The following is a 19054-nucleotide window of genomic DNA, read 5'->3' as shown; positions in this document are numbered from 1 at the left end:
TTGCTATGCTTGACCGGCTCATTTTAGAGCAGACTAAACAGTATCAACAGCAACTCGCTAAGCAACTCCTCCAATGGGGATTCACGGCTAATCGAGTGACCGTGCTTGGTTTTCTAATCGGTATCTCGGCCTTGCCGCTGCTAGCTTTTGAACATTATGGGTGGGCACTCATCGTTATTTTGCTGAATCGTTTACTCGATGGCTTAGATGGTACTTTAGCGCGCTTAACTCAGACTTCAGATCGTGGTGGATTTTTAGATATTGTATTGGATTTTTTATTTTACTCAGCGATTCCTTTAGGTTTTGCGCTTGCAAATCACCATGAGAATGCGCTGGCGGCGGCGGTCTTAATCTATAGTTTTATTGGCACAGGCAGTAGTTTTTTAGCTTTTGCTATCTTTGCCGCCAAACGTCAATTGACCAGTACGCATTATCCACATAAAAGCTTCTACTATCTTGGCGGTCTCACTGAAGCCGCAGAAACTATTTTAGTATTTGCATTGATGTGTTTAGTCCCCGCTTGGTTTAGCGGTTTAGCCTATGGTTTTGCAAGCCTATGCTTCATCAGTACTGGCTTAAGAGTTTATTCTGGCTGGAAAAACTTTGCGAATTAGCGCAATCTAGACTTGTAAACTCTAAACTAAAACGTCCAATGTTACCCCCTTTAACCAACTGGAGTGTTGCTAGATGGCGAAAATTACCCTGCCTGCTATAAGCCTTGCCATCTTGGCCTTGGCTAGCTCGTCTGTATTTGCACAAACTGATTTCGTGGTTGAACTCCCTCAAGCACAAGTACGCAGTCTTGAAGCGCTTGATTATGCACATGCGCTCTCAGTTCAACCCAAACTCAGTGGACTAAGCAACATTGATGTATCTGCTAAGGCTCCTCGTTTCACTGCTAAAGCGGGAGCCGTGGAAGGTGGGGCAGGCAATGGGCAAACCTTAGCTATACAATTGCTAAGCACCGAAACAAGCTTAGATCTGATCCATAAAACGACTGAGGCCACCAATCGTGCTTTTGGCACAGCGGGTTTACCTTTTACCACCTCACGCGTGGATATGGGTGGCTTACAACTTTCAAAAGTCGATTATTTCCGGCGTGCGGGGCGCTTATTTTTTAAAGTTGGCGCGAATACAGGGTTTTGTTCAGCCGCTTTGATTAAACCAGGGGTAGTAGTCACTGCTGCGCATTGTGTGGCTGAGTTTGGTGCTAATGCGTGGTACAGCGGTTTTCAGTATGTGCCGGCTTATTTCAAAGGCCAAGCACCTTATGGGGTTTGGAGTGCGGCCAATATTTACTTGATGAATTCGTATATCAATGGGACTGCAAGTTGTGCTCAACCCGGTGTGGTTTGTACCAATGACATCGCTGTTATCAAATTAGCGCCACAAGCTGGTCAATATGCGGGTGATTATACGGGCTGGTTTGGCTATGGTTGGAATAACTATGGTTTTGTCGAAGGTAAAACCCAAGTGACTCAATTAGGCTATCCAATTTCTCATGATAAGGGCGAATTGATGCAGCGCACTGATGCAGGCGGCCAAATCGTCGCAGATTTATCGAACAACACCATTATTGGTTCACGACAAACTGGAGGCTCTAGCGGCGGGCCTTGGTTAGTGAATTTTGGTGAGGTGGCTAAATTACAGGGGACTAATGTAGGTACGGCAGGTAAACCCAACATTGTGATTGGCACTACCGGCTGGGCGCCGACAGACAATGGCATTAAGTTCATAGGGGCTAGCCCCTTTACCAGTGAAAATATAGTAATCTTAATGAAAGAAGCTTGCCCCACTGCAAATACAGCTGGCTGCAAGTAAAGATTTCATTCACTGAGTAACCAATTTGACTTCAATTCTTTTAAAAAATGCTACCCTGCTTGCCAGCTTCGACGATGCAGGGACTGAGCTTGCCGATGCGGGCGTATATATTGAAGATCATCTCATTAAGCAGGTAGGTGCTAGCAAAGATTTACCTAAGAGCGCTGATCAGGTATTCGATTTACGCGATCACTTAATCTTGCCGGGCTTAGTGAACACGCACCATCATCTTTATCAGACATTGACACGCGTAGTCGCTCAAGATGCTAATCTCTTTACGTGGCTGAAAACCCTCTATCCCATTTGGGCAAAACTCACCGATGAGGGAGTGTATATCAGCACTCTTACGGGTTTAGCAGAGTTAATGCTTTCTGGCTGCACCACAAGCAGTGATCATCTGTATATTTACCCCAATGATTGCACCCTTGATAGTCAAATTCGTGCAGCTCGAGAAATCGGTATACGCTTTCATGCGTCACGTGGATCTATGTCTTTAGGTGAGAGCAAAGGCGGCTTACCCCCGGATCATGTCACCGAAAACGAAGCAGCTATTCTGAAAGACTCGCAGCGCCTAATTGAAACATATCATGATGCGAGCGAGCATAGTCTGTTACGACTGGTACTCGCGCCCTGCTCACCTTTCTCAGTAACAGCCGATTTAATGCGCGAAACGGCGAACTTAGCGCGTCAATATCAACGGGTGCATTTACATACCCACCTTGCAGAAACTTTAGATGAAGAACAGTTTTGTCTGGCTAAATTTGGTATGCGCCCTGTGGACTATGTGGAGTCGTTAGGCTGGATGGGCTGCGACTGTTGGCATGCGCATTGTGTGCATATGAACGAGACTGAAATTTCTAAATTCGCACACACTGGAACAGGAGTTGCGCACTGCCCGACCAGCAATATGCGTTTAGCCAGTGGGATTGCCCCTATTCCGAAGATGACTAGAGCCGGTGTAAAAATAGGCTTAGGCGTGGATGGCTCTGCTTCCAATGACGGTAGCCACCTGCTAGCTGAAGCCCGCCAAGCTATGTTGCTTCAACGCATTGCACCCCATCAATATTCAGCCAGTATGCCCTTAGGCGGGCGTGAAGGGTTTGCAGGTGATCCCCAAGCGATGAGCGCTCGTGAAGCCTTACGCTTAGCGACTCGTGGGGGAGCTGCCACCCTTGGACGTACTGATATTGGCTCGTTAGAAGTGGGGAAAAGTGCCGACCTGATTGCGATTAATTTGAATCGCCTGAATTATGTTGGGGCTGGACATGATCCGGTGGCAGCAGCGGTATTTTGTCATAACTTCAGTGTGGATCTGTCTATCATTCATGGGCGGGTCGTTGTCGAACAGGGTCAGCTTTTGAGTTTAGATATGACAAAACCCTTACAGCGGCATAGAGAAATCTCCAAAATGATGCTAACGTCCTGACTCCAGTTTCAGGCGTTCAGCGAAAGGATCACAGCGTGTCTGCATCAATTGAAAAAGTCTTTTTGACCCCGCAAGACTTAATGGATAGCTCCATTCAGTTAGCGGAAAAAATCTACGATAGTGGCTTTCGCCCCGACTTTATTGTGGCAATCTGGCGCGGTGGTACTCCCGTCGGGATTGTGGTGCAGGAGTTATTTGAGTACTTTGGTGTTTCCACTGATCATATCGCGATTCGCACTTCTTATTACACTGGCTTAAATCAAACGGCGCGTGAAGTCAAAGTACATGGCTTAGAATATTTGATTAAGCATATTAACGCGCCCGATTCTTTATTAATCGTGGATGATGTGTTTGATTCAGGGAATAGTATTAAAGCTGCTTTAGATAAAATCCGCTCAGAAGCGCGTTTAAATACACCACATGATATTCGCATCGCCACCCCTTATTTCAAGCCGAATAAAAACAAGACAACGCTGCGTCCTGATTATTTTGTGCATGAAACGGATGAATGGTTAGTGTTCCCACATGAGCTTAAAGGCTTAAGCAAGGAGGAAATCCGTGAACATAAACCTTGGGTGAAAGACTGGCTGGAAAAACACTACTAATGCAAAATAAGCGGCTAGTTGCAAGAACTAGCCGCTAGTGTTAAGACTTATTGTCTCACACAGTCTACGTAATATTGCTTCACGCCTTCCACCGTATCCACGGTTAAACCATGTACATCGGCTTCAAAGCCCGGAAATTTCTCATTGAAAACTCGGGTGAATTTCAAATAATCCACAATAGTTTTATTAAAACGCTCGCCCGGAATTAAGAGTGGAATCCCCGGTGGGTAAGGCGTGACTAAACTCGCGGTAATTCGGCCTTCTAATTGATCAACAGGTACGCGATCAATCTTCCGGTGCGTCATCATCGCAAAAGCATCCGAGGGCTTCATGGCAGGCTCCATATCCGAGAGATACATTTCCGTCGTCAAGCGTGCCACATCATATTCCGCGTAGAAAGCATGAATTTGTAAGCATAAATCGCGTAAGCCGATTTTCTCATAGCGTGGATTGCGGGCAATAAACTCAGGTAACACCCGCCAGAGCGGTTGGTTCTTATCAAAATCGTCTTTAAATTGCTGTAAAGCCGTCAATAAAGTATTCCAGCGGCCTTTAGTAATGCCGATAGTGAACATAATAAAGAAGCTATATAAACCACACTTCTCAACAATAACTCCATGCTCAGCTAAATACTTCGTCACGATGGCGGCTGGAATCCCAATCTCATCACTAAATGCCCCATCCACATCTAAGCCCGGAGTAATAATCGTGGCTTTAATCGGATCAAGCATATTGAAGTTATCGGCTAAATTACCGAAACCATGCCAACGATCATTGGCCTTTAATAACCACGGATCGCGCGTCCCAATGCCTTCCTCATCAACAATTTCTGGGCCCCAAATCTTGAACCACCACGCTTCACCGTACTCAGCATCGACTTTCTGCATCGCCCGCCGGAAGTTTAAGGACTCAGAAATTGACTCTTCCACTAAAGCAGTTCCGCCGGGAGCTTCCATCATCGCTGCTGCTACATCACAACTAGCAATAATCGCGTATTGTGGGCTGGTAGAGCTATGCATCAAATACGCTTCATTGAAGACATGCTGATCGAGCTTAGTTTCTTTCGCATCCTGCACTAGAATCTGTGAGGCTTGGGATAAGCCAGCCAATAATTTATGAGTAGATTGGGTCGCGAATACCATTGACTTCTGAGTACGCTCCCCATTACGCGACATGGCATGCATGCCTTTATAAAAATCATGGAAAGCAGCATGGGGCAGCCAAGCTTCATCAAAGAGTAGATTGTCAATCCAGCCATCCAAACGTTCTTTAATCATGCCGGTGTTGTAGAGCACCCCGTCATACGTACTTTGGGTGATAGTCAGAATCCGTGGGTTCGTCCCGAGTTTACTAGCCAATGGATGCGCGGCAATTTTTGCTTCAATGGCATCCCGATCAAATGATTTATGGGGAATTGGCCCAATAATCCCGAAATGATTGCGGGTAGGGGTTAAAAACACCGGAATCGCCCCCGTCATAGTAATCGCGTGCAGAATCGACTTGTGACAGTTACGATCAACCACCACAATATCATTGTCCGCCACACACGAATGCCAAACCATTTTATTGGAAGTCGACGTTCCGTTAGTCACAAAGAACAAATGATCAACATTAAAAATCCGTGCTGCATTATGTTCCGACGCAGCCACTGGTCCGGTATGATCCAGTAATTGACCGAGTTCATCGACTGAGTTGCAAACATCGGCTCGCAACATATTCTCACCAAAGAATTGGTGAAACATCTGCCCTACTGGAGATTTTAAGAATGCGACCCCGCCCGAATGCCCCGGACAATGCCAAGAATAAGAACCATCCGCTGCGTAATGCGTGAGTGCGCGGAAAAAGGGTGGAGCTAGGCTATCTAAGTAAGCCTTGGCTTCACGAATAATATAGCGCGCAACAAACTCTGGGGTATCTTCAAACATATGAATGAAACCATTGAGTTCGCGCAAAATATCATTGGGAATATGCCGTGCAGTGCGGGTTTCGCCATGTAAGAAAATCGGAATCTCTGCATTGCGCCAACGGATTTCCTCTACGAAACCCCGTAAAGCTTTTAAGGCCAAAGGCTCACTATTCCCGTTTTCATCTGTTTCCGCAGCAGCTGCAAATTCTTCATCATCAATCGCAAGAATAAACGCTGACGCCCGACTTTGTTGTTGTGCAAAGGTAGACAAGTCACCATAACTGGTTACACCCAATACTTCCATGCCAGTATCTTCGATAGCCTTAGCTAAAGCCCGGATACCTAAACCCGAAGTATTTTCAGAGCGGAAATCTTCGTCAATAATGACAACAGGAAAACGAAATCGCATAGTTTGAATGGCCCTCTAAGTTAGTATGGGTAATTTGTTAGGCACTCCGGTCAACAGTGCCTTTTAAAAAGCCAGCTTGGGTAGCGTGCTGCCTAGGTACAGCGTTTTTGGAAAGAGTTTCGCTCAACCCCTACTCAAGCGTGCCTAGTGTAGCAGATTCTTGAGTTGACTATAGGCAATCGACACTCACGCGGTGGATTAACGGAGAAATTTAGTGTAAATCTCGGATGCCAAAAAGAAAAAACCGAGTTAAATTTATTTAACTCGGTTACGAACTAAATGATTGTCGTGATTACAAGCAACCGCAAGTTCGACAATGAAAAATCAAGAAAAGGAGATAAAACTAAAAGGAAATGCAATGAAACAAAAAATTTGAATCTTGGTGGCCGGGGGCAGAATCGAACTGCCGACACGCGGATTTTCAATCCGCTGCTCTACCGACTGAGCTACCCGGCCTCATCAAGAGGTCGCTATTAAAGCGTTTTAGGCTTTTTTTGTCAAGGCAATGCGCTAACTATTTTCTCAAAATTCAGTCTAAGCTCACTTAAGACGTTTGGCGATAGGTGCGTTGTACATAGGCTTCCACCAAACTTTGAAACTCAGTCGCGATATGTTCGCCTTTTAAGGTCACAGTCTTTTCGCCATCTTCATACACCGGTGCGACTGGCACTTCCCCGCTACCCGGTAAACTAATCCCAATATTCGCATGTTTACTTTCTCCAGGACCATTCACCACACAACCCATCACTGCTACGGACATAGTTTCTACACCCGCATATTGAGTACGCCATACCGGCATTTGTTCACGCAGCCATGTTTGAATTTTCTCCGCTAAGCGCTGAAAATAATCGCTCGACGTCCGCCCACAACCCGGGCAAGCAATTACTTGTGGAGTGAACGAGCGCAAACCTAAAGCTTGAAGAATTTCCTGCCCAACAAGCACTTCTTTTTCACGTTTTGCATGTGGCTCAGGGGTAAGAGAAATGCGAATCGTGTCACCAATCCCCTCTTGTAGCAGCACCGATAAAGCAGCGGTCGAATACACAATCCCCTTACTACCCATACCTGCTTCAGTTAAACCTAAATGTAATGGATAATCACAGCGACTGGCTAAGTCCCGATAAGCGCGAATCAAACCCTGTACTTCGCTGAGTTTACAAGACAGAATAATCTGATCATGCGGCAAACCATACTCTTCGGCTTTATTAGCACTGGTGAGCGCTGACTCAATTAAGGCCTCATGCATCACATCATACAACTCTAGCGGTTGGGCAAGCTGCGAATTGCTATCCAGTTTACGCGCTAATAATTCTTGATCTAGCGAACCCCAATTCACCCCAATCCGTACTGGCTTGTTATAACGGCAAGCCAACTCAATCATTTGCGCAAATTGCTCATCACGCTTTTTGCCGCGCCCCACATTACCCGGATTAATCCGATATTTAGCTAAAGCTTGCGCACATTCGGGGACTGCACTCAAGAGTTTATGCCCATTAAAATGAAAGTCGCCAATCAACGGGACATTACAACCGAGCTTATCTAAACGCTCACGAATTTCTGGAACCGCTTGCGCGGCTTCTAGGCTATTGACCGTAATCCGCACTAACTCAGAACCGGCTTGGGCTAATTCAGCACATTGAATCGCCGTGCGGACTGGATCGGCTGTATCTGTATTCGTCATCGATTGCACAACCACAGGCGCATTGCCACCAACCATAACATGACCGACTCTGACCGGAACTGTGCGATGACGCTGCATAAGAGGATGCTGGGACATGAAAAAACTCAAACTCACCAAGAATGCGCTAACTCTACCCAAGGCCATGAGCTGCTGCAAACACTCCGCGAATAAGCACAAGAAGAACTAGGAAAATACTGACCGTAATTTGACCCTACCCTTACGAATAGGGCCAAAGCCTTAGTTATATAGGAATTATTAATCCAAACTTAGCAGTTCATGCCTTTGCTGCCACCAAAGCTGAAATCCCATGAACTAGAACCACCTTTACCACCCACACCACAAGGGCTAGAACCGCCCATATTCATGTCCCAAGAACTACCTTTGGAACCATTAGAGCCTTTGGAGCCGTCTACGCCACCGTTACCTTTAGAGCCATCGATTCCACCGTTGCCTTTAGAACCCTCAGTTCCCCAAGAACCTGAACTCCCCTTAGAACCATCGACACTTCCACCACCTTTATAACTGTCTACCCCGCCGCCACCTTTTGAACCATCCGACCCCTTCGATCCTTCAGATCCCCAAGAGCCTGAACTACCTTTCGGACTATCAACACTGCCACCACCTTTAGAACCATCAGAGCCTTTGGAGCCATCAACACCATGACAGCCCTTGGAACCCTCAGATCCCCAAGAGCCAGAACTACCCTTAGAACCATCGACGCCGCCGCTGCCTTTAGAACCCTCAGTTCCCCAAGAACCTGAACTACCTTTGGAGCCATCTACACCCCAAGAACCTGAGCTACCTTTCGAGCCATCTACACCCCAAGAACCTGAGCTACCTTTTGCCCCCTCTGAGCCGCAAATACCTTGTGACCATTGCGAGCATAAATTACCCATAGCGCCAGCACCTTGCATATGACTAGCGAAGCTACCGCCAGAACTGGCGTGTGTACTAAAACCTGAACCATAATTCACATCGTTAGGTTTAACTTGATTCACCTGTTGGTTGGCTGAGACACCTGTTAATGCACCTAAACCAACACTACCAATTGCACCGAATGTCATGATTAAACACCTCATCTATCCATAATGACTTTATTTCTAATCGCAGTGCGTCCTGCACTACTTACACTAGAGGGTGGTATAGCTCGCAGAGAAACCTAGGCTTTTTCCTGATAGGTGGGCAATAAGCAGTGATAGCAGGTCATTTTTGTTTATTTTATAAGCCGATTAATAATTAAAAAGCTGATTTAGGCTCAATTTCATCTGAAACTGTACTATGCACTAAGCCGTATTGATTGTATCCAGCAGCTTTAAAAGGGCTTAAATCCTTATCTTGCTTCACTATTTACTGTAAGCGGCTAAACCCTTTGCACAAAATTCGTTATGATTCCGTTTATCTGGAATCAACCCCCATTTAATCGCCTGCTATGACCGATATTTTCATTAGCTATAGCCATAAAGATGAAGCATGGAAAGAGGCTTTACAACGCCATCTGAAGGTATTGCAGGCGCATAATAAATTTTCGATTTGGGATGACAGGCAAATTGAAGTGGGTGCGAATTGGCTGCCTGCGATTGAAGGCGCGATTGAGCAAGCCAAAGTCGCTTTACTCCTCGTCAGTAGTGATTTTTTAACTTCGGAGTTTGTTACGCGCAAAGAAATTCCGCGCTTTTTACAACGCCGTGAGGCTGAAGGCTTACAAGTCGTTCCGATTATTATCCGCCCTTGTGCTTGGACGACCGTACCGTGGCTGGCAGCCTTACAAGGGGGAACCAAGGATAATCGCCCATTGGCGCAATTTACCTTAGGGTCATTTGAATCGGAACAAGCATTTAGTGAAATTACTCTGAAAGTTTATGAGCTGTTACAAGCAGCAAAACAAACTGAAGAAGCCAAACGCTTAGCAGCCTTAGCTAAACAAGCCGAACAGCAACGCTTAGAACAAGAACGTTTAAACCGACAAGCTGAACAACAACGCTTGGCACAAGAACAGGCCGAGCGTGAAGCAGCAGAACGAGTTCGCCAAGCTGAATTACAAGTTCAACAGGAACGCGCTGAACAAGCTCAACGTGAGCAATTGGCACAGGAACAAGCACAAGCTGCTGAACGTGCCCGCTTGGAGCAAATCCAACGGGAGCAAGCGGCGGCGGCACAAGCAGAAAAAGAGCGCTTAGCGCGGGAACAGGCAGCATTAAAGCGACAGGCGCGAGAGGAGCAAAAAGCGCAAGGTGCGCCTTAATCTAGCGAAATGGTTCTGGGGTGGGATTGGAATAACCGCGCTGGTCAGTGTGGTCGCGTGGAAAATGCAAGGATCAAGCCCTGCCCCTCAATCAACAGAAGTAGCTATACCCATGACTGCACCTGCAACCACTCAAACAGCAGTAGCTGAACCAGCCGCACCCACGATTCCACTGCCAGCAATGATTAAGATTGAAGCAGGCTCTTTTGAAATGGGCTGTAGCAATAGCAAAGATTGTTATGATGATGAAAAGCCAGTGCGAACTGTACAAGTAGCTGCTTTTGAGATGAGCAAAACTGAAGTGACGTTTGCTCAGTGGGATGCCTGTGTCGCCGATAATAGTTGCGATAATTATAAGCCAAGTGATGAGAAGTGGGGACGAAATAATCGCCCTGTGATAAATGTCAGTTGGGAAGATGCTCAAAACTATGTGCGGTGGCTAAGTAGGAAAACGAGTTTAAATTATCGTTTACCGACTGAAGCTGAGTGGGAATATGCCGCCAGAGCGGGTACTAAAACCAGTTATTTTGGGGGTGATAATATAGGTAAAAATAAAGCTAACTGTGATGGATGCGGTAGTCAATGGGATAATCAGCAAACTGCTCCCGTAGCAAGTTTTCCTGCTAATTCATGGGGCTTGGTAGATATGCATGGCAATGTTTGGGAATGGACTCAAGACTGTTATCATAATAGCTACAAAGGTGCGCCGGAAGATGGTAGCGCGTGGTTAGAAAAAAATTGTGAATCCCGTGTGTTGCGCGGTGGTTCTTGGTACAGCTTACCACGGGGCTTGCGCTCGGCTCTCCGTAACGGGATCAATCCGTCTGGTCGTAACAACAATATTGGTTTTCGTATTTCCAGGACACTTTAGCAACCCATCCCCAACCCTTCCCTTGTCAGGGAAGGGAGCAATCGCTTAACTCCTCACCTGACAAGGGGAGGCTGGGAGGGGTTACTTCTTACCTATCTCCTGATAAGTAGAAACTTCGATTTTTATACCTAGCAACAGCCTCTACCCCCAATCATATCCCCCATCCTCCGCCAGCTTCTCACACAACACTTCAAGTGCGGCTAAGAACTTGTCCTCATCATCTGGAATAATCTCGAAACGAGTGAAGGATACATAAGTGCCATCTGCGTCTTCTTCCTTTTCCCAATCGTAGGCGTAATGCTCACTATCTTGGCTGTGTTTGGCACACAGCTTGTCGATTTTCTCGACGACTTGCTCGCCATTTTCGGTGTAGATATAAAAATCAGTGAGGCTTAAAGTTTCACCGTCGCTGTCTTCATCCTCAGACTCTTCATCTTCCTCCGCATCTTCCGCACTACCATCTACGCCTTCGACCGAATAGTCATAATCTTCGTCTTCAGCCCAGTCATCACATAACTCCTCTAACGCTTCAAGGAAACCATCGGGGTCTTCTAAAGTAATATCAAAATTACTCATTTCTGCGTAAGTCGTATCATCCTCTTCCGTTTCTTCATAATCGAAGTAGTAATCTTCATCCGTAGCGTATTCATCACACAGTTCGTCCAAAGCGCTAGCAAAGCCTTCCACATCCTCAGTCGCCACATAAAAATCGAAAAGTTGAATCGAGCCTTCTTCCGCGAAATAGGAGCTATCATCTTCCGACTCGATCTCTTGGCTGAAATCCAAATCCTCAAGCGATTTCACTACCCAGCTATCATGCCCATTGAGTTCTGAATGAATCACATATTTGTAAGGAATATAGCAGTAACCGCGATCCCCCCATTCAGTCCCCCAAGAATTGCGCACGATGAATAGCTGATCTTTTTCCAAATAACCTACGCATAACATCGCATGCCAACCGTGCTCCTCACGCTCTTGCTCTGCTTGTTTCGGCAAAGGCACACGCCCACGACTTTTCGTAGCCTGATCAAAGGAAGTGAAGGTATTCAAGCAAAAGGCTATCGGATAACCATCGGCGAGCGTGTGCTTCCACAGGTCTAAATCGGTGGATACGTATTCGGCTTCAGCAATTTTGAAATGTTCGCCATGCGTATAGGCTTCCGTGGAAGGCTCTTCATTGATCGCATCTTCTTCATTCGGCCACAGATCTTCGCGACAAGCACCATATTTTTTCAGTGCTTCAATCGCGTCAATCATGCTCGTGCCATCGTCTTCTTCTTGACTATCTGACTCGGCACGCGCGTTATAATAAATAAACAAGCGGCTCACATCGCTGGCATTTCCCAAATTACGTTTCGCCAAATACTCATACGCACCCGCACAAGTATTCGCCACGCAACTCATCCCCACTTGCTCTTCGATCTTGGTTAAGAAAGGACGTAAATCGACTTTGGATGGTAAAGGCTTCGCGGCAGAACGCCCGACTTTACGCCGTTTCGCTTGGGGTGGAACCGCTCCAATTTTACACCCTCCTAGTTTGGCATGACGCGCTTGCATATTGCCCTCTCTTCCACCATTTTATTGAAGATATTAACAGGATGACTTTAAGCGCTTGCCTAGAAACCGGTCAAGTGCAGCTTAAGCCTCCAAGGCCACCATTGTTTGCAACGCCGCCCGATCTAATAATTCAATCATCTGCTCTTCAACCCGAATCAATTGCTGCTCACTTAAACGCTTTAAAATCCGGGAAAGGGTTTCGGGTTTAATCGATAAGCGCGAAGCCAGCACATGCTTAGGCACATCCAGCAAAATGGTATCGGCTGAGTGGGTGGGAGCTTCCAATAACCATGTCAACAAGCGAAAAGTAGCATTATGTAAAGTCAGACGGTCAACTTCAGTTAATAACCAATGCATTCGTTTGCTCATTAAACCCATTAAATTAAAGCAAACATCGACCGAAGCACGCAGCGTTTGTTGATATTGTGCAGCATTAATCCCAACGACTTGTGCCGCTTTTAAAGCAACGGCATGCACAGGATATTGCTGTCCACCAAGGAATAAGACTGCTTCAGCAAAGCTATTCCCTACGCTAATAATTTCAACAATTTTCTCATCACCATTCGGTGTTAAACGGAACAGCTTGATAAAGCCCTCCGTGCAAATAAAAATTTGCTCTAAACGCTGGCCTTGTTGGAATAAAAACTCGCCTTCCGCTAAATCGTAAACGGTAGCTGTGTTTAAGAGCGCCTTAAATTGTTCAGGTTCTAGCGCATTTAACAGGGGAGCTTGCTTTAATAAACTTAAACTAGGTTCAGTGAGTATCATGCCCGCGTAATTCATCAATCCGAATCGCCTCATTAGGAAGCGGAAACTGGCTTAAAAACTGCGCAGTGACAAAATCCATGGTGGAAATATGCTGCTGCAACCATTGCCGCCACGACTGAATATAGCCGCGTAAAACCTCACGATCTGCGGCCTCATCCCAGAAGGCCTGCACGGAGTTTAACTGTTGCAAAGCTTGCACATGCTCAGCAGCATGCATGGGATAAGCGAAGAAATGATACTCCTGCATCAAGAAATTTTCGCGCTCAAAATGGGCTTGCGTGTGAGCAACCCAAGCGTTTAGTTGCATACTAATATCTGCATTATTAGTGTCGTCATCGAGCTGTGTAAGTAGTTCACTGACCAGCGCTAGTTCCTCACTATGTACGCTATTCATAAACGCTAAAGCCACTTGTGGCAGGTGACTAGCTGATAAATCTAAAGTATCACTCGACATAGAAACTCCTTAATTGCATTTGAAAATAGCAAATTAAGGAGTTTGTGCAGTTCTCACCTTGATGTGAGTCAAGCAAGCTTAGCCGGGGCGTCCATCCACTCTGGCAGACCACCACATCGGCGCATAGACCCAAACCAAACCAGCAAAGGCTGTGGTCCATAGATATTGTGCAGCTAGAATCCAGATGGCCTGTGCATCCGGTAGCCACCAGACCAAAAATACCCGAATCAAGGTACCTAAAGCTAATACAGCAAACAACACAAATAGTATCGCTGGTGGATTAGCCACATCGCGTCCAGTATGCCCTAAACTGACACGCGCCATCATCCCCAATGTCATCATGCCAATCCCACCATAAGCGAAGGCATGTACCGCCAGCCACGGTGAAATATTTCCCATTAAGCTCAAGAATTTCAGTAAAAACCCAAGCACCAGCCACGCATAAGCCAGATACAACACCCAGAGCAGTGGCTTTTTCCAAATCAAGGGATGATACCAGCCTCGCAAGCGTATACTGTGCAACACCACCTGAAGCACAGCCAAAGTAGCAACCAGATAAATGACGAGTTGATTGCCGGTGCTCATCGCCGCTAAATCGAGGAGAGCAAAAGCCAAAAATAGAACTAAGCTAGCCCGATCAAGCCATGGATAATTGCGTGCTGCAAAGGGAACGCCAATACCTTTTTCAATAAAAAATGGAATGACCCGCCGCCCCATCGTCAAAATCAGCGCAATCACTAAATAAAAACTCAAATACAAACCCAAGACTAATCCCAACGGCCAATAACCTAACAAACCCAAATAAAATAGACTATTGGCAAGGGTTAACAGAGCAACTTTGGCTAGAATCCCAACTTGCTTCCATTGTTTAGCCAGTACAATGGGACGAGCCACAGCGCTGAATAAACCGACTAAAAAGCTTAAATCAGCTAAAGCTGTCCAAATCAGAGGCAAGCCTGTAAACGGTAAACAGCGAGCTAGCAGCCAAACACTCACCAACGCTGCCAAGCCATAGCCTTGTAAGGTAGCTATCCCAGTCCAATTTTTTACTGCCGTCAGTAAGAAGCCCGCAATCACGGCTAGGGCATAGGCAAAAATCATTTCATGCGCATGCCAAGTCATCGCCGGATATGAGGCTGGTAAACCCACCCAATGAAAACTATATAAAGCCGTCCACAACATCGTGCCAAGTACTGCAAACAAACTGGCCGCGAAAAAAAACGGGCGAAACCCTAATTGCCACAATGCGTAGCGTGGTATAGGGGTGGAGGGTTCTGTGATTTGCAGCATGCACGAAACCTAAGGAATGAATCAAAACACTTAAGACTAAGTAGCTACAGCGACCAGCGCATTGACTCACATCAAGCCACTATCCTCAATGAACATCTAACCTATTACACCTAAACTGAATGGATGAGTAACTATTCAGAATACGCACTTTATCTCTTAGAGCAACTTGAAGTTCTCGGCGGCATCCAAATGAAACGCATGTTTGGTGGTGTCTGCTTCACACAATATGGTTTGGCCTTCGCGATTATGCCCAACGAGGGTTTGTACTTTGTGGTGGATGAGCTGACTCGCCCCCAATATGAAGCCTATGGCATGTCTTGCTTCGCTTACGATACGAAAAAAAGTCGTGTACAAGTGCGACGCTATTTTGCTGTACCTGAAGAAGTGCTAGCAGATCATGGGATATTACTGAGATGGGCTAAAGCAGCGATTCAGTCTGCGCGGAATACGCCGACTAAAGCTTCAAAGCGTAAAGCTATCCAACTATGAATCATGCATCTTGCGATTTTTTAGCTCAGCAAACAATGAGCTACTCCGTGCTTTAGAGGAATACTAACCTTCTGCGGTGAGGAAGCACGTTGGTGCTATGCCAATCTTTTAAACCACCAAGGCCAAACCCGTAAAGCGCAACAGACTCAGTCAAAAATGCATTACTTACAGATTGGACTGAACAATTTCAGCCTAATCTGTCTACTTAACGCATCAACAAAGCCAACAAAACCCAAACCCACATCACCACTAAAATGATAAAGCTGGCTAAAAACATATTACGACGCAGTAGCAGTTTATTCGTACCCAAATGCACATAACTATGCCCTGCTCTAAGCAGCACATAAACCCATGCGAGTAAGACTAAACCCAGATTAGCGGTTTGGGTGACAAAGGCTAGCAGCACGATCACGTAAAACAGCACTGGCATTTCAAACAGATTCGCATAATGCTGCTCAGCTTGCTTGGCATAGGCAGGCAAATCCCCTTCATTAAATTTAAAGTAGCTTGGGTGTGTCCCCGATTTGTAAGCCTTGATGCGCATCATTAACAACCACACACCTACGCCAAACGTGAGAAATGCCATAGCAAAAGCGGGATAAAGAATAGCGAAAGACTGCATACAAAACTCCTCGGCTTAGGTTTATCAGCAAATATACAACTAGCTTGCCCACGACTGTGAACGTAATTGACGCATCACCATCATGCCTAGCATATTTATACTTATTGAGCGACTTGATAAAACGACTAGGCCACAGTCTTGTTTAGGATCAAAGCCTAAATAGGCAGTAAACCCACCGACTTGTCCATCATGCCAAATAGTATGTTGATTGCCGATAAAGCGATCTAAACCACTAGCCTGCATCCAAGCTATACCCGTTTTCCCACTCGCTTGAGGTAGATGTGTTTTTTGTAAGCTATGCATCAAAGGATTATCTTTACTTAAATTCGCCTGAATAAATTGCAGCATATCCTCAGCCGTGGAATAAAAAGCACCTGCCCCTGCTAGTACTTGAAAAGTCCAAACTTGAGCTAACTCACCATTAGCAGTATAACCTTGCATAATTTGCGTGGGATTTTCTTTATTCAAATTAATGCCGCTATGTTGCATCTGCAAAGGCTGGAAAATTTTCTCTTGTACCAGCGTTTCTAAACTCTGTCCAGTCGCCTGCTCCAGAATATGCCCTAATAAACCCATGCCATAATTGGAGTAAAAAAAATCTCCTGCCTTTCCCAAGTCGCTAGGTTTTTGTAAGTAAGCATAAATATCTGCCAATGCTGTTTCATTATAGGGATTATCTAGCAGGTGTTGTTTACCAACCTTAGCTTCCAGTTGCTCTAGTAATATTTTCGGAACACGTGGGAATCCAGACGTATGCGTGGCGAGCTGACGCAAAGTAATCGGTTTGATAGCCGCCGCTAATGGAATTTTATGCCCGATTAACTGCTCTAAATTGTCATCTAGGCTGACAATACCTTCATCACATAAAATTTGTAAAGTCACTCCTGTAAAAACCTTGCTTACTGAGCCAATTTGAAAAATAGCTTGAGCATTGGGTAGATGAGGATTAGCTGCATTAACCGAGCCATAGCTTTTAAATAAAGTTTTTCCTGATTTATAAACTCCAAGAACTAAGCCACCACACTGATGTCGCTTAGTGACTTTATGGAACTCTTGATCAATAGCAGCCGCTAAATTGCCTCGATCCTTGAGTGTACGTAAGCGATAACGCAGATAGAAACCCCCAGCAAAACCAGTTGCTAGTATTAACAACAATATGTTAGTTAGCATAGTCTTTCAGTCGCTCTTCACGGTAGGTTCAAACATCAAAATATCCCCCGGTTGACACGCCAATACTTCACAAATCTTTTCCAAAGTTTCAAAGCGTATGCCCTTCACTTTACCTGACTTTAGCAGTGATACATTTTGCTCAGTAAGGCCAATGCGCTCGGCAAGTTCTTTAGAACGCATTTTGCGCCTAGCGAGCATCACATCGAGATTGACAATAATTGGCATAAAAATCACACAATCTGCCGGTTTTCTTCAGCAATCATGGCTGCTTGTTTGAGTGCATAGCCCAGCATAATTAATAGCATTCCCACCAGTATGATTACAAAATCATTGGTCACCAAACGAATCATCAGGATCTGCTGACCTTCAGGATTATCCAAGGTAATGACTAAGGCCAATAAGGTACGCATCAAAGGACTAAGCACTCCAAAGAGGGCTAGGGATTTGCCAAAGCACTGTACCTGTTTACCTATATCTGGGTGCAAATAATCCCCTTGCGCAAACAACTTAAAAACGGCTGCCATCGCCCAGAAACCTATGGTCAGAATTCCTAATTGGACAGTAGAAATCAATCCACCCAACACTAAGGCTCGAGTTGTCAAACTGATGGGTTCAGTGATGAGAGTTGTGATATTTCGTGCAATCGTTTCAGCAGCTTCTGGAATGAACCAGCCGAACAGATTGGCAAGTAAACAGACACTAACCAAAGCTTTAGTTAGGAAAGCCAACCAACGCGCCACACGTGGATTAAAAGCAGACATACTGGCCTCTAAGTTAAATTTGCATTTTAAAATATTATCGTAATACAATAATTTTTACAAATTAAACCGTATTTAGGTAAACTTTATGAACAAACTCCTCCTATTAGGCCTAACCTTATCCCTAAGTGCCTGCACTGCCATTCCGGTCAAAACCATATATACACTTGCCACCACTGACCCTATCACCGTTGACCCCAAAATCATTCGGACTGCAGCTCGCATGCCAGATTGGCTTGAGCCACGCACTAATGGCGCTAGCTTAGAGATCAAAGCGGAATTCGCTGGCAAGGAAAAACAAGAAATTTTTATTCTACAACCTATCCCTTTGTCTTTGGAATCAAGTAATTTACAGGCTGAAGCCAAACTGGGGTATAAGCTCTATGTCTATCGCCTCAACCCGACTGATTTACCTCGCCTTGAAGCCTTTCGTGAAACGGTTAAAGCTCAAAAAGCAGCCGGTATAAAAACTAAGGGATCCATGAGTGCGGGTATGAAGGGGTGTCGCAAGGGTGAATTAAAAGATGGGGCTATCTTGGTGAGTAATTACTTGCGTTTAAATGCCGAACAAGGTTATTTACCAGTGCTAGTGGATTATGATTTACGTAAACAGCTAGATGGGAAAAACTTAGTTGAATCACTCCCACCGTGCTGAGCCATTGTTAAAAGGATGTGTTATGTTAGAACTACGCCCTGCTTGCGAAAACTGCAATAAATCGCTGCCACCTAATACAATAGACGCCATGATTTGTAGCTTTGAATGTACTTTTTGTAGCGATTGTGTGGCTTTATTACAAAATACTTGCCCCAATTGTGGCGGCGGTTTTACCCTACGCCCTATCCGACCTGCAAATAATTGGCTAGGTAATAATTATTTGGGTCAATACCCTGCTAGTGCCAAGGTTAAATTCCGACCTGTAGATTTTACTGCCCATCAGCAATTATTAAATAAACTCCAAGGCTTGACTCCAGAACAGCGTTAAGC

Annotated in this window: 20 protein-coding genes and 1 tRNA gene; 9 read left to right on the top strand and 12 right to left on the bottom strand. The window is 45.4% G+C overall.

The annotated features are described in order from the left end of the window. Positions 1–5 precede the first annotated feature (5 nt). From Q0307_RS03720 to Q0307_RS03705, 4 genes are all read left to right on the top strand, one after another. Complete coding sequence (locus Q0307_RS03720; protein ID WP_298656753.1) at positions 6–614, top strand: CDP-alcohol phosphatidyltransferase family protein; 609 nt, start codon at positions 6–8, stop codon at positions 612–614. Positions 615–687: 73 nt separating this feature from the next. Next, a complete protein-coding gene (locus Q0307_RS03715; protein ID WP_298656750.1) occupies positions 688–1821 on the top strand; it encodes a trypsin-like serine protease in 1134 nt (377 codons plus the stop codon). A 25-nt stretch (positions 1822–1846) separates the two neighbouring features. Then, on the top strand, positions 1847–3247 hold the full coding sequence (locus tag Q0307_RS03710) for an 8-oxoguanine deaminase (RefSeq protein WP_298656747.1): 1401 nt from the start codon (positions 1847–1849) through the stop codon (positions 3245–3247). A 35-nt stretch (positions 3248–3282) separates the two neighbouring features. Then, on the top strand, positions 3283–3852 hold the full coding sequence (locus Q0307_RS03705; protein WP_298656745.1) for a phosphoribosyltransferase: 570 nt from the start codon (positions 3283–3285) through the stop codon (positions 3850–3852). A 47-nt stretch (positions 3853–3899) separates the two neighbouring features. Here Q0307_RS03705 and Q0307_RS03700 read toward each other — a convergent pair whose 3' ends face one another. From Q0307_RS03700 to Q0307_RS03685, 4 genes are all read right to left on the bottom strand, one after another. Beyond that, the gene (locus tag Q0307_RS03700) at positions 3900–6167 is read right to left on the bottom strand and encodes an arginine/lysine/ornithine decarboxylase (protein ID WP_298656742.1); all 2268 of its coding nucleotides are present in this window, start codon (positions 6165–6167) and stop codon (positions 3900–3902) included. Positions 6168–6547: 380 nt separating this feature from the next. Then, positions 6548–6623 (bottom strand) — tRNA-Phe (locus Q0307_RS03695). 88 nt (positions 6624–6711) lie between these two features. Then, complete coding sequence (ispG, locus tag Q0307_RS03690) at positions 6712–7926, bottom strand: flavodoxin-dependent (E)-4-hydroxy-3-methylbut-2-enyl-diphosphate synthase (protein WP_298656739.1); 1215 nt, start codon at positions 7924–7926, stop codon at positions 6712–6714. Positions 7927–8114: 188 nt separating this feature from the next. Next, positions 8115–8912, bottom strand: coding sequence for a hypothetical protein (locus Q0307_RS03685; protein ID WP_298656736.1), 798 nt, complete (start codon positions 8910–8912; stop codon positions 8115–8117). 365 nt (positions 8913–9277) lie between these two features. On the opposite strand from Q0307_RS03685, the gene Q0307_RS03680 reads away from it, so the two are divergent. Beyond that, complete coding sequence (locus tag Q0307_RS03680) at positions 9278–10090, top strand: TIR domain-containing protein (protein ID WP_298656733.1); 813 nt, start codon at positions 9278–9280, stop codon at positions 10088–10090. Further along, a complete protein-coding gene (locus Q0307_RS03675) occupies positions 10080–10961 on the top strand; it encodes a formylglycine-generating enzyme family protein (RefSeq protein WP_298656730.1) in 882 nt (293 codons plus the stop codon). The genes Q0307_RS03680 and Q0307_RS03675 overlap by 11 nt, the downstream gene beginning before the upstream one ends. A 141-nt stretch (positions 10962–11102) precedes the next feature. Here Q0307_RS03675 and Q0307_RS03670 read toward each other — a convergent pair whose 3' ends face one another. From Q0307_RS03670 to Q0307_RS03655, 4 genes are all read right to left on the bottom strand, one after another. Beyond that, positions 11103–12518: a C1 family peptidase gene (locus Q0307_RS03670; protein WP_298656727.1), complete on the bottom strand. Its 1416-nt coding sequence runs from the start codon at positions 12516–12518 to the stop codon at positions 11103–11105. Between the two features lie 81 nt (positions 12519–12599). Then, complete coding sequence (locus Q0307_RS03665) at positions 12600–13301, bottom strand: Crp/Fnr family transcriptional regulator (RefSeq protein WP_298656724.1); 702 nt, start codon at positions 13299–13301, stop codon at positions 12600–12602. Then, complete coding sequence (locus Q0307_RS03660) at positions 13273–13740, bottom strand: hemerythrin family protein (protein WP_298656722.1); 468 nt, start codon at positions 13738–13740, stop codon at positions 13273–13275. Before Q0307_RS03660 ends, Q0307_RS03665 begins: the two co-directional genes overlap by 29 nt. Before the next feature lie 78 nt (positions 13741–13818). Then, positions 13819–15030, bottom strand: a complete 1212-nt coding sequence (locus Q0307_RS03655) for an NnrS family protein (RefSeq protein ID WP_298656719.1) — start codon at positions 15028–15030, stop codon at positions 13819–13821. A gap of 123 nt (positions 15031–15153) precedes the next feature. On the opposite strand from Q0307_RS03655, the gene Q0307_RS03650 reads away from it, so the two are divergent. Further along, complete coding sequence (locus tag Q0307_RS03650; RefSeq protein WP_298656717.1) at positions 15154–15519, top strand: TfoX/Sxy family protein; 366 nt, start codon at positions 15154–15156, stop codon at positions 15517–15519. A gap of 205 nt (positions 15520–15724) precedes the next feature. Here the strand turns inward: Q0307_RS03650 and Q0307_RS03645 are convergent, their stop codons facing one another. The 4 genes from Q0307_RS03645 to Q0307_RS03630 are packed head-to-tail and all read right to left on the bottom strand — an operon-like array spanning position 15725 to position 18072. Then, positions 15725–16141 (bottom strand): MAPEG family protein, encoded by a 417-nt coding sequence (locus Q0307_RS03645; RefSeq protein ID WP_298656714.1) that lies wholly within the window; start codon positions 16139–16141, stop codon positions 15725–15727. Positions 16142–16180: 39 nt separating this feature from the next. Continuing rightward, entirely contained in the window at positions 16181–17311 is a 1131-nt protein-coding gene (locus Q0307_RS03640; protein ID WP_298656711.1) for a serine hydrolase, read from the bottom strand. A 6-nt stretch (positions 17312–17317) separates the two neighbouring features. Beyond that, positions 17318–17536 carry a helix-turn-helix transcriptional regulator gene (locus Q0307_RS03635; protein ID WP_298656709.1) on the bottom strand — a complete coding sequence of 73 codons (219 nt, stop codon included), beginning with the start codon at positions 17534–17536 and terminating at the stop codon, positions 17318–17320. Positions 17537–17541: 5 nt separating this feature from the next. Then, positions 17542–18072 carry a hypothetical protein gene (locus Q0307_RS03630; RefSeq protein ID WP_298656706.1) on the bottom strand — a complete coding sequence of 177 codons (531 nt, stop codon included), beginning with the start codon at positions 18070–18072 and terminating at the stop codon, positions 17542–17544. Between the two features lie 85 nt (positions 18073–18157). Between Q0307_RS03630 and Q0307_RS03625 the strand changes: the two genes are divergently transcribed. Further along, a complete protein-coding gene (locus tag Q0307_RS03625) occupies positions 18158–18724 on the top strand; it encodes a hypothetical protein (protein ID WP_298656704.1) in 567 nt (188 codons plus the stop codon). A 22-nt stretch (positions 18725–18746) separates the two neighbouring features. Beyond that, positions 18747–19052, top strand: a complete 306-nt coding sequence (locus Q0307_RS03620; protein ID WP_298656701.1) for a DUF1272 domain-containing protein — start codon at positions 18747–18749, stop codon at positions 19050–19052. Positions 19053–19054: the final 2 nt, after the last annotated feature.

Origin of the sequence: uncultured Thiothrix sp. (genome assembly GCF_937873765.1) — a bacterium.
Classification (GTDB): Bacteria; Pseudomonadota; Gammaproteobacteria; order Thiotrichales; family Thiotrichaceae; genus Thiolinea.
Note: the sequence above shows the minus strand (reverse complement) of the source record. Positions and strands in the feature narration are given on the sequence as shown.

Excerpts from the sequence above, each read along its gene's own strand:
- Q0307_RS03720 (WP_298656753.1), top strand. The coding sequence starts at position 6 with ATGCTTGACCGGCTCATTTTAGAGCAGACTAAACAGTATCAACAGCAA.
- Q0307_RS03715 (WP_298656750.1), top strand. The coding sequence starts at position 688 with ATGGCGAAAATTACCCTGCCTGCTATAAGCCTTGCCATCTTGGCCTTG.
- Q0307_RS03700 (WP_298656742.1), bottom strand. The coding sequence starts at position 6,167 with ATGCGATTTCGTTTTCCTGTTGTCATTATTGACGAAGATTTCCGCTCT.
- ispG (WP_298656739.1), bottom strand. The coding sequence starts at position 7,926 with ATGCAGCGTCATCGCACAGTTCCGGTCAGAGTCGGTCATGTTATGGTT.
- Q0307_RS03685 (WP_298656736.1), bottom strand. The coding sequence starts at position 8,912 with ATGACATTCGGTGCAATTGGTAGTGTTGGTTTAGGTGCATTAACAGGT.
- Q0307_RS03680 (WP_298656733.1), top strand. The coding sequence starts at position 9,278 with ATGACCGATATTTTCATTAGCTATAGCCATAAAGATGAAGCATGGAAA.
- Q0307_RS03670 (WP_298656727.1), bottom strand. The coding sequence starts at position 12,518 with ATGCAAGCGCGTCATGCCAAACTAGGAGGGTGTAAAATTGGAGCGGTT.
- Q0307_RS03665 (WP_298656724.1), bottom strand. The coding sequence starts at position 13,301 with ATGAATTACGCGGGCATGATACTCACTGAACCTAGTTTAAGTTTATTA.
- Q0307_RS03660 (WP_298656722.1), bottom strand. The coding sequence starts at position 13,740 with ATGTCGAGTGATACTTTAGATTTATCAGCTAGTCACCTGCCACAAGTG.
- Q0307_RS03655 (WP_298656719.1), bottom strand. The coding sequence starts at position 15,030 with ATGCTGCAAATCACAGAACCCTCCACCCCTATACCACGCTACGCATTG.
- Q0307_RS03650 (WP_298656717.1), top strand. The coding sequence starts at position 15,154 with ATGAGTAACTATTCAGAATACGCACTTTATCTCTTAGAGCAACTTGAA.
- Q0307_RS03645 (WP_298656714.1), bottom strand. The coding sequence starts at position 16,141 with ATGCAGTCTTTCGCTATTCTTTATCCCGCTTTTGCTATGGCATTTCTC.
- Q0307_RS03640 (WP_298656711.1), bottom strand. The coding sequence starts at position 17,311 with ATGCTAACTAACATATTGTTGTTAATACTAGCAACTGGTTTTGCTGGG.
- Q0307_RS03635 (WP_298656709.1), bottom strand. The coding sequence starts at position 17,536 with ATGCCAATTATTGTCAATCTCGATGTGATGCTCGCTAGGCGCAAAATG.
- Q0307_RS03630 (WP_298656706.1), bottom strand. The coding sequence starts at position 18,072 with ATGTCTGCTTTTAATCCACGTGTGGCGCGTTGGTTGGCTTTCCTAACT.
- Q0307_RS03625 (WP_298656704.1), top strand. The coding sequence starts at position 18,158 with ATGAACAAACTCCTCCTATTAGGCCTAACCTTATCCCTAAGTGCCTGC.
- Q0307_RS03620 (WP_298656701.1), top strand. The coding sequence starts at position 18,747 with ATGTTAGAACTACGCCCTGCTTGCGAAAACTGCAATAAATCGCTGCCA.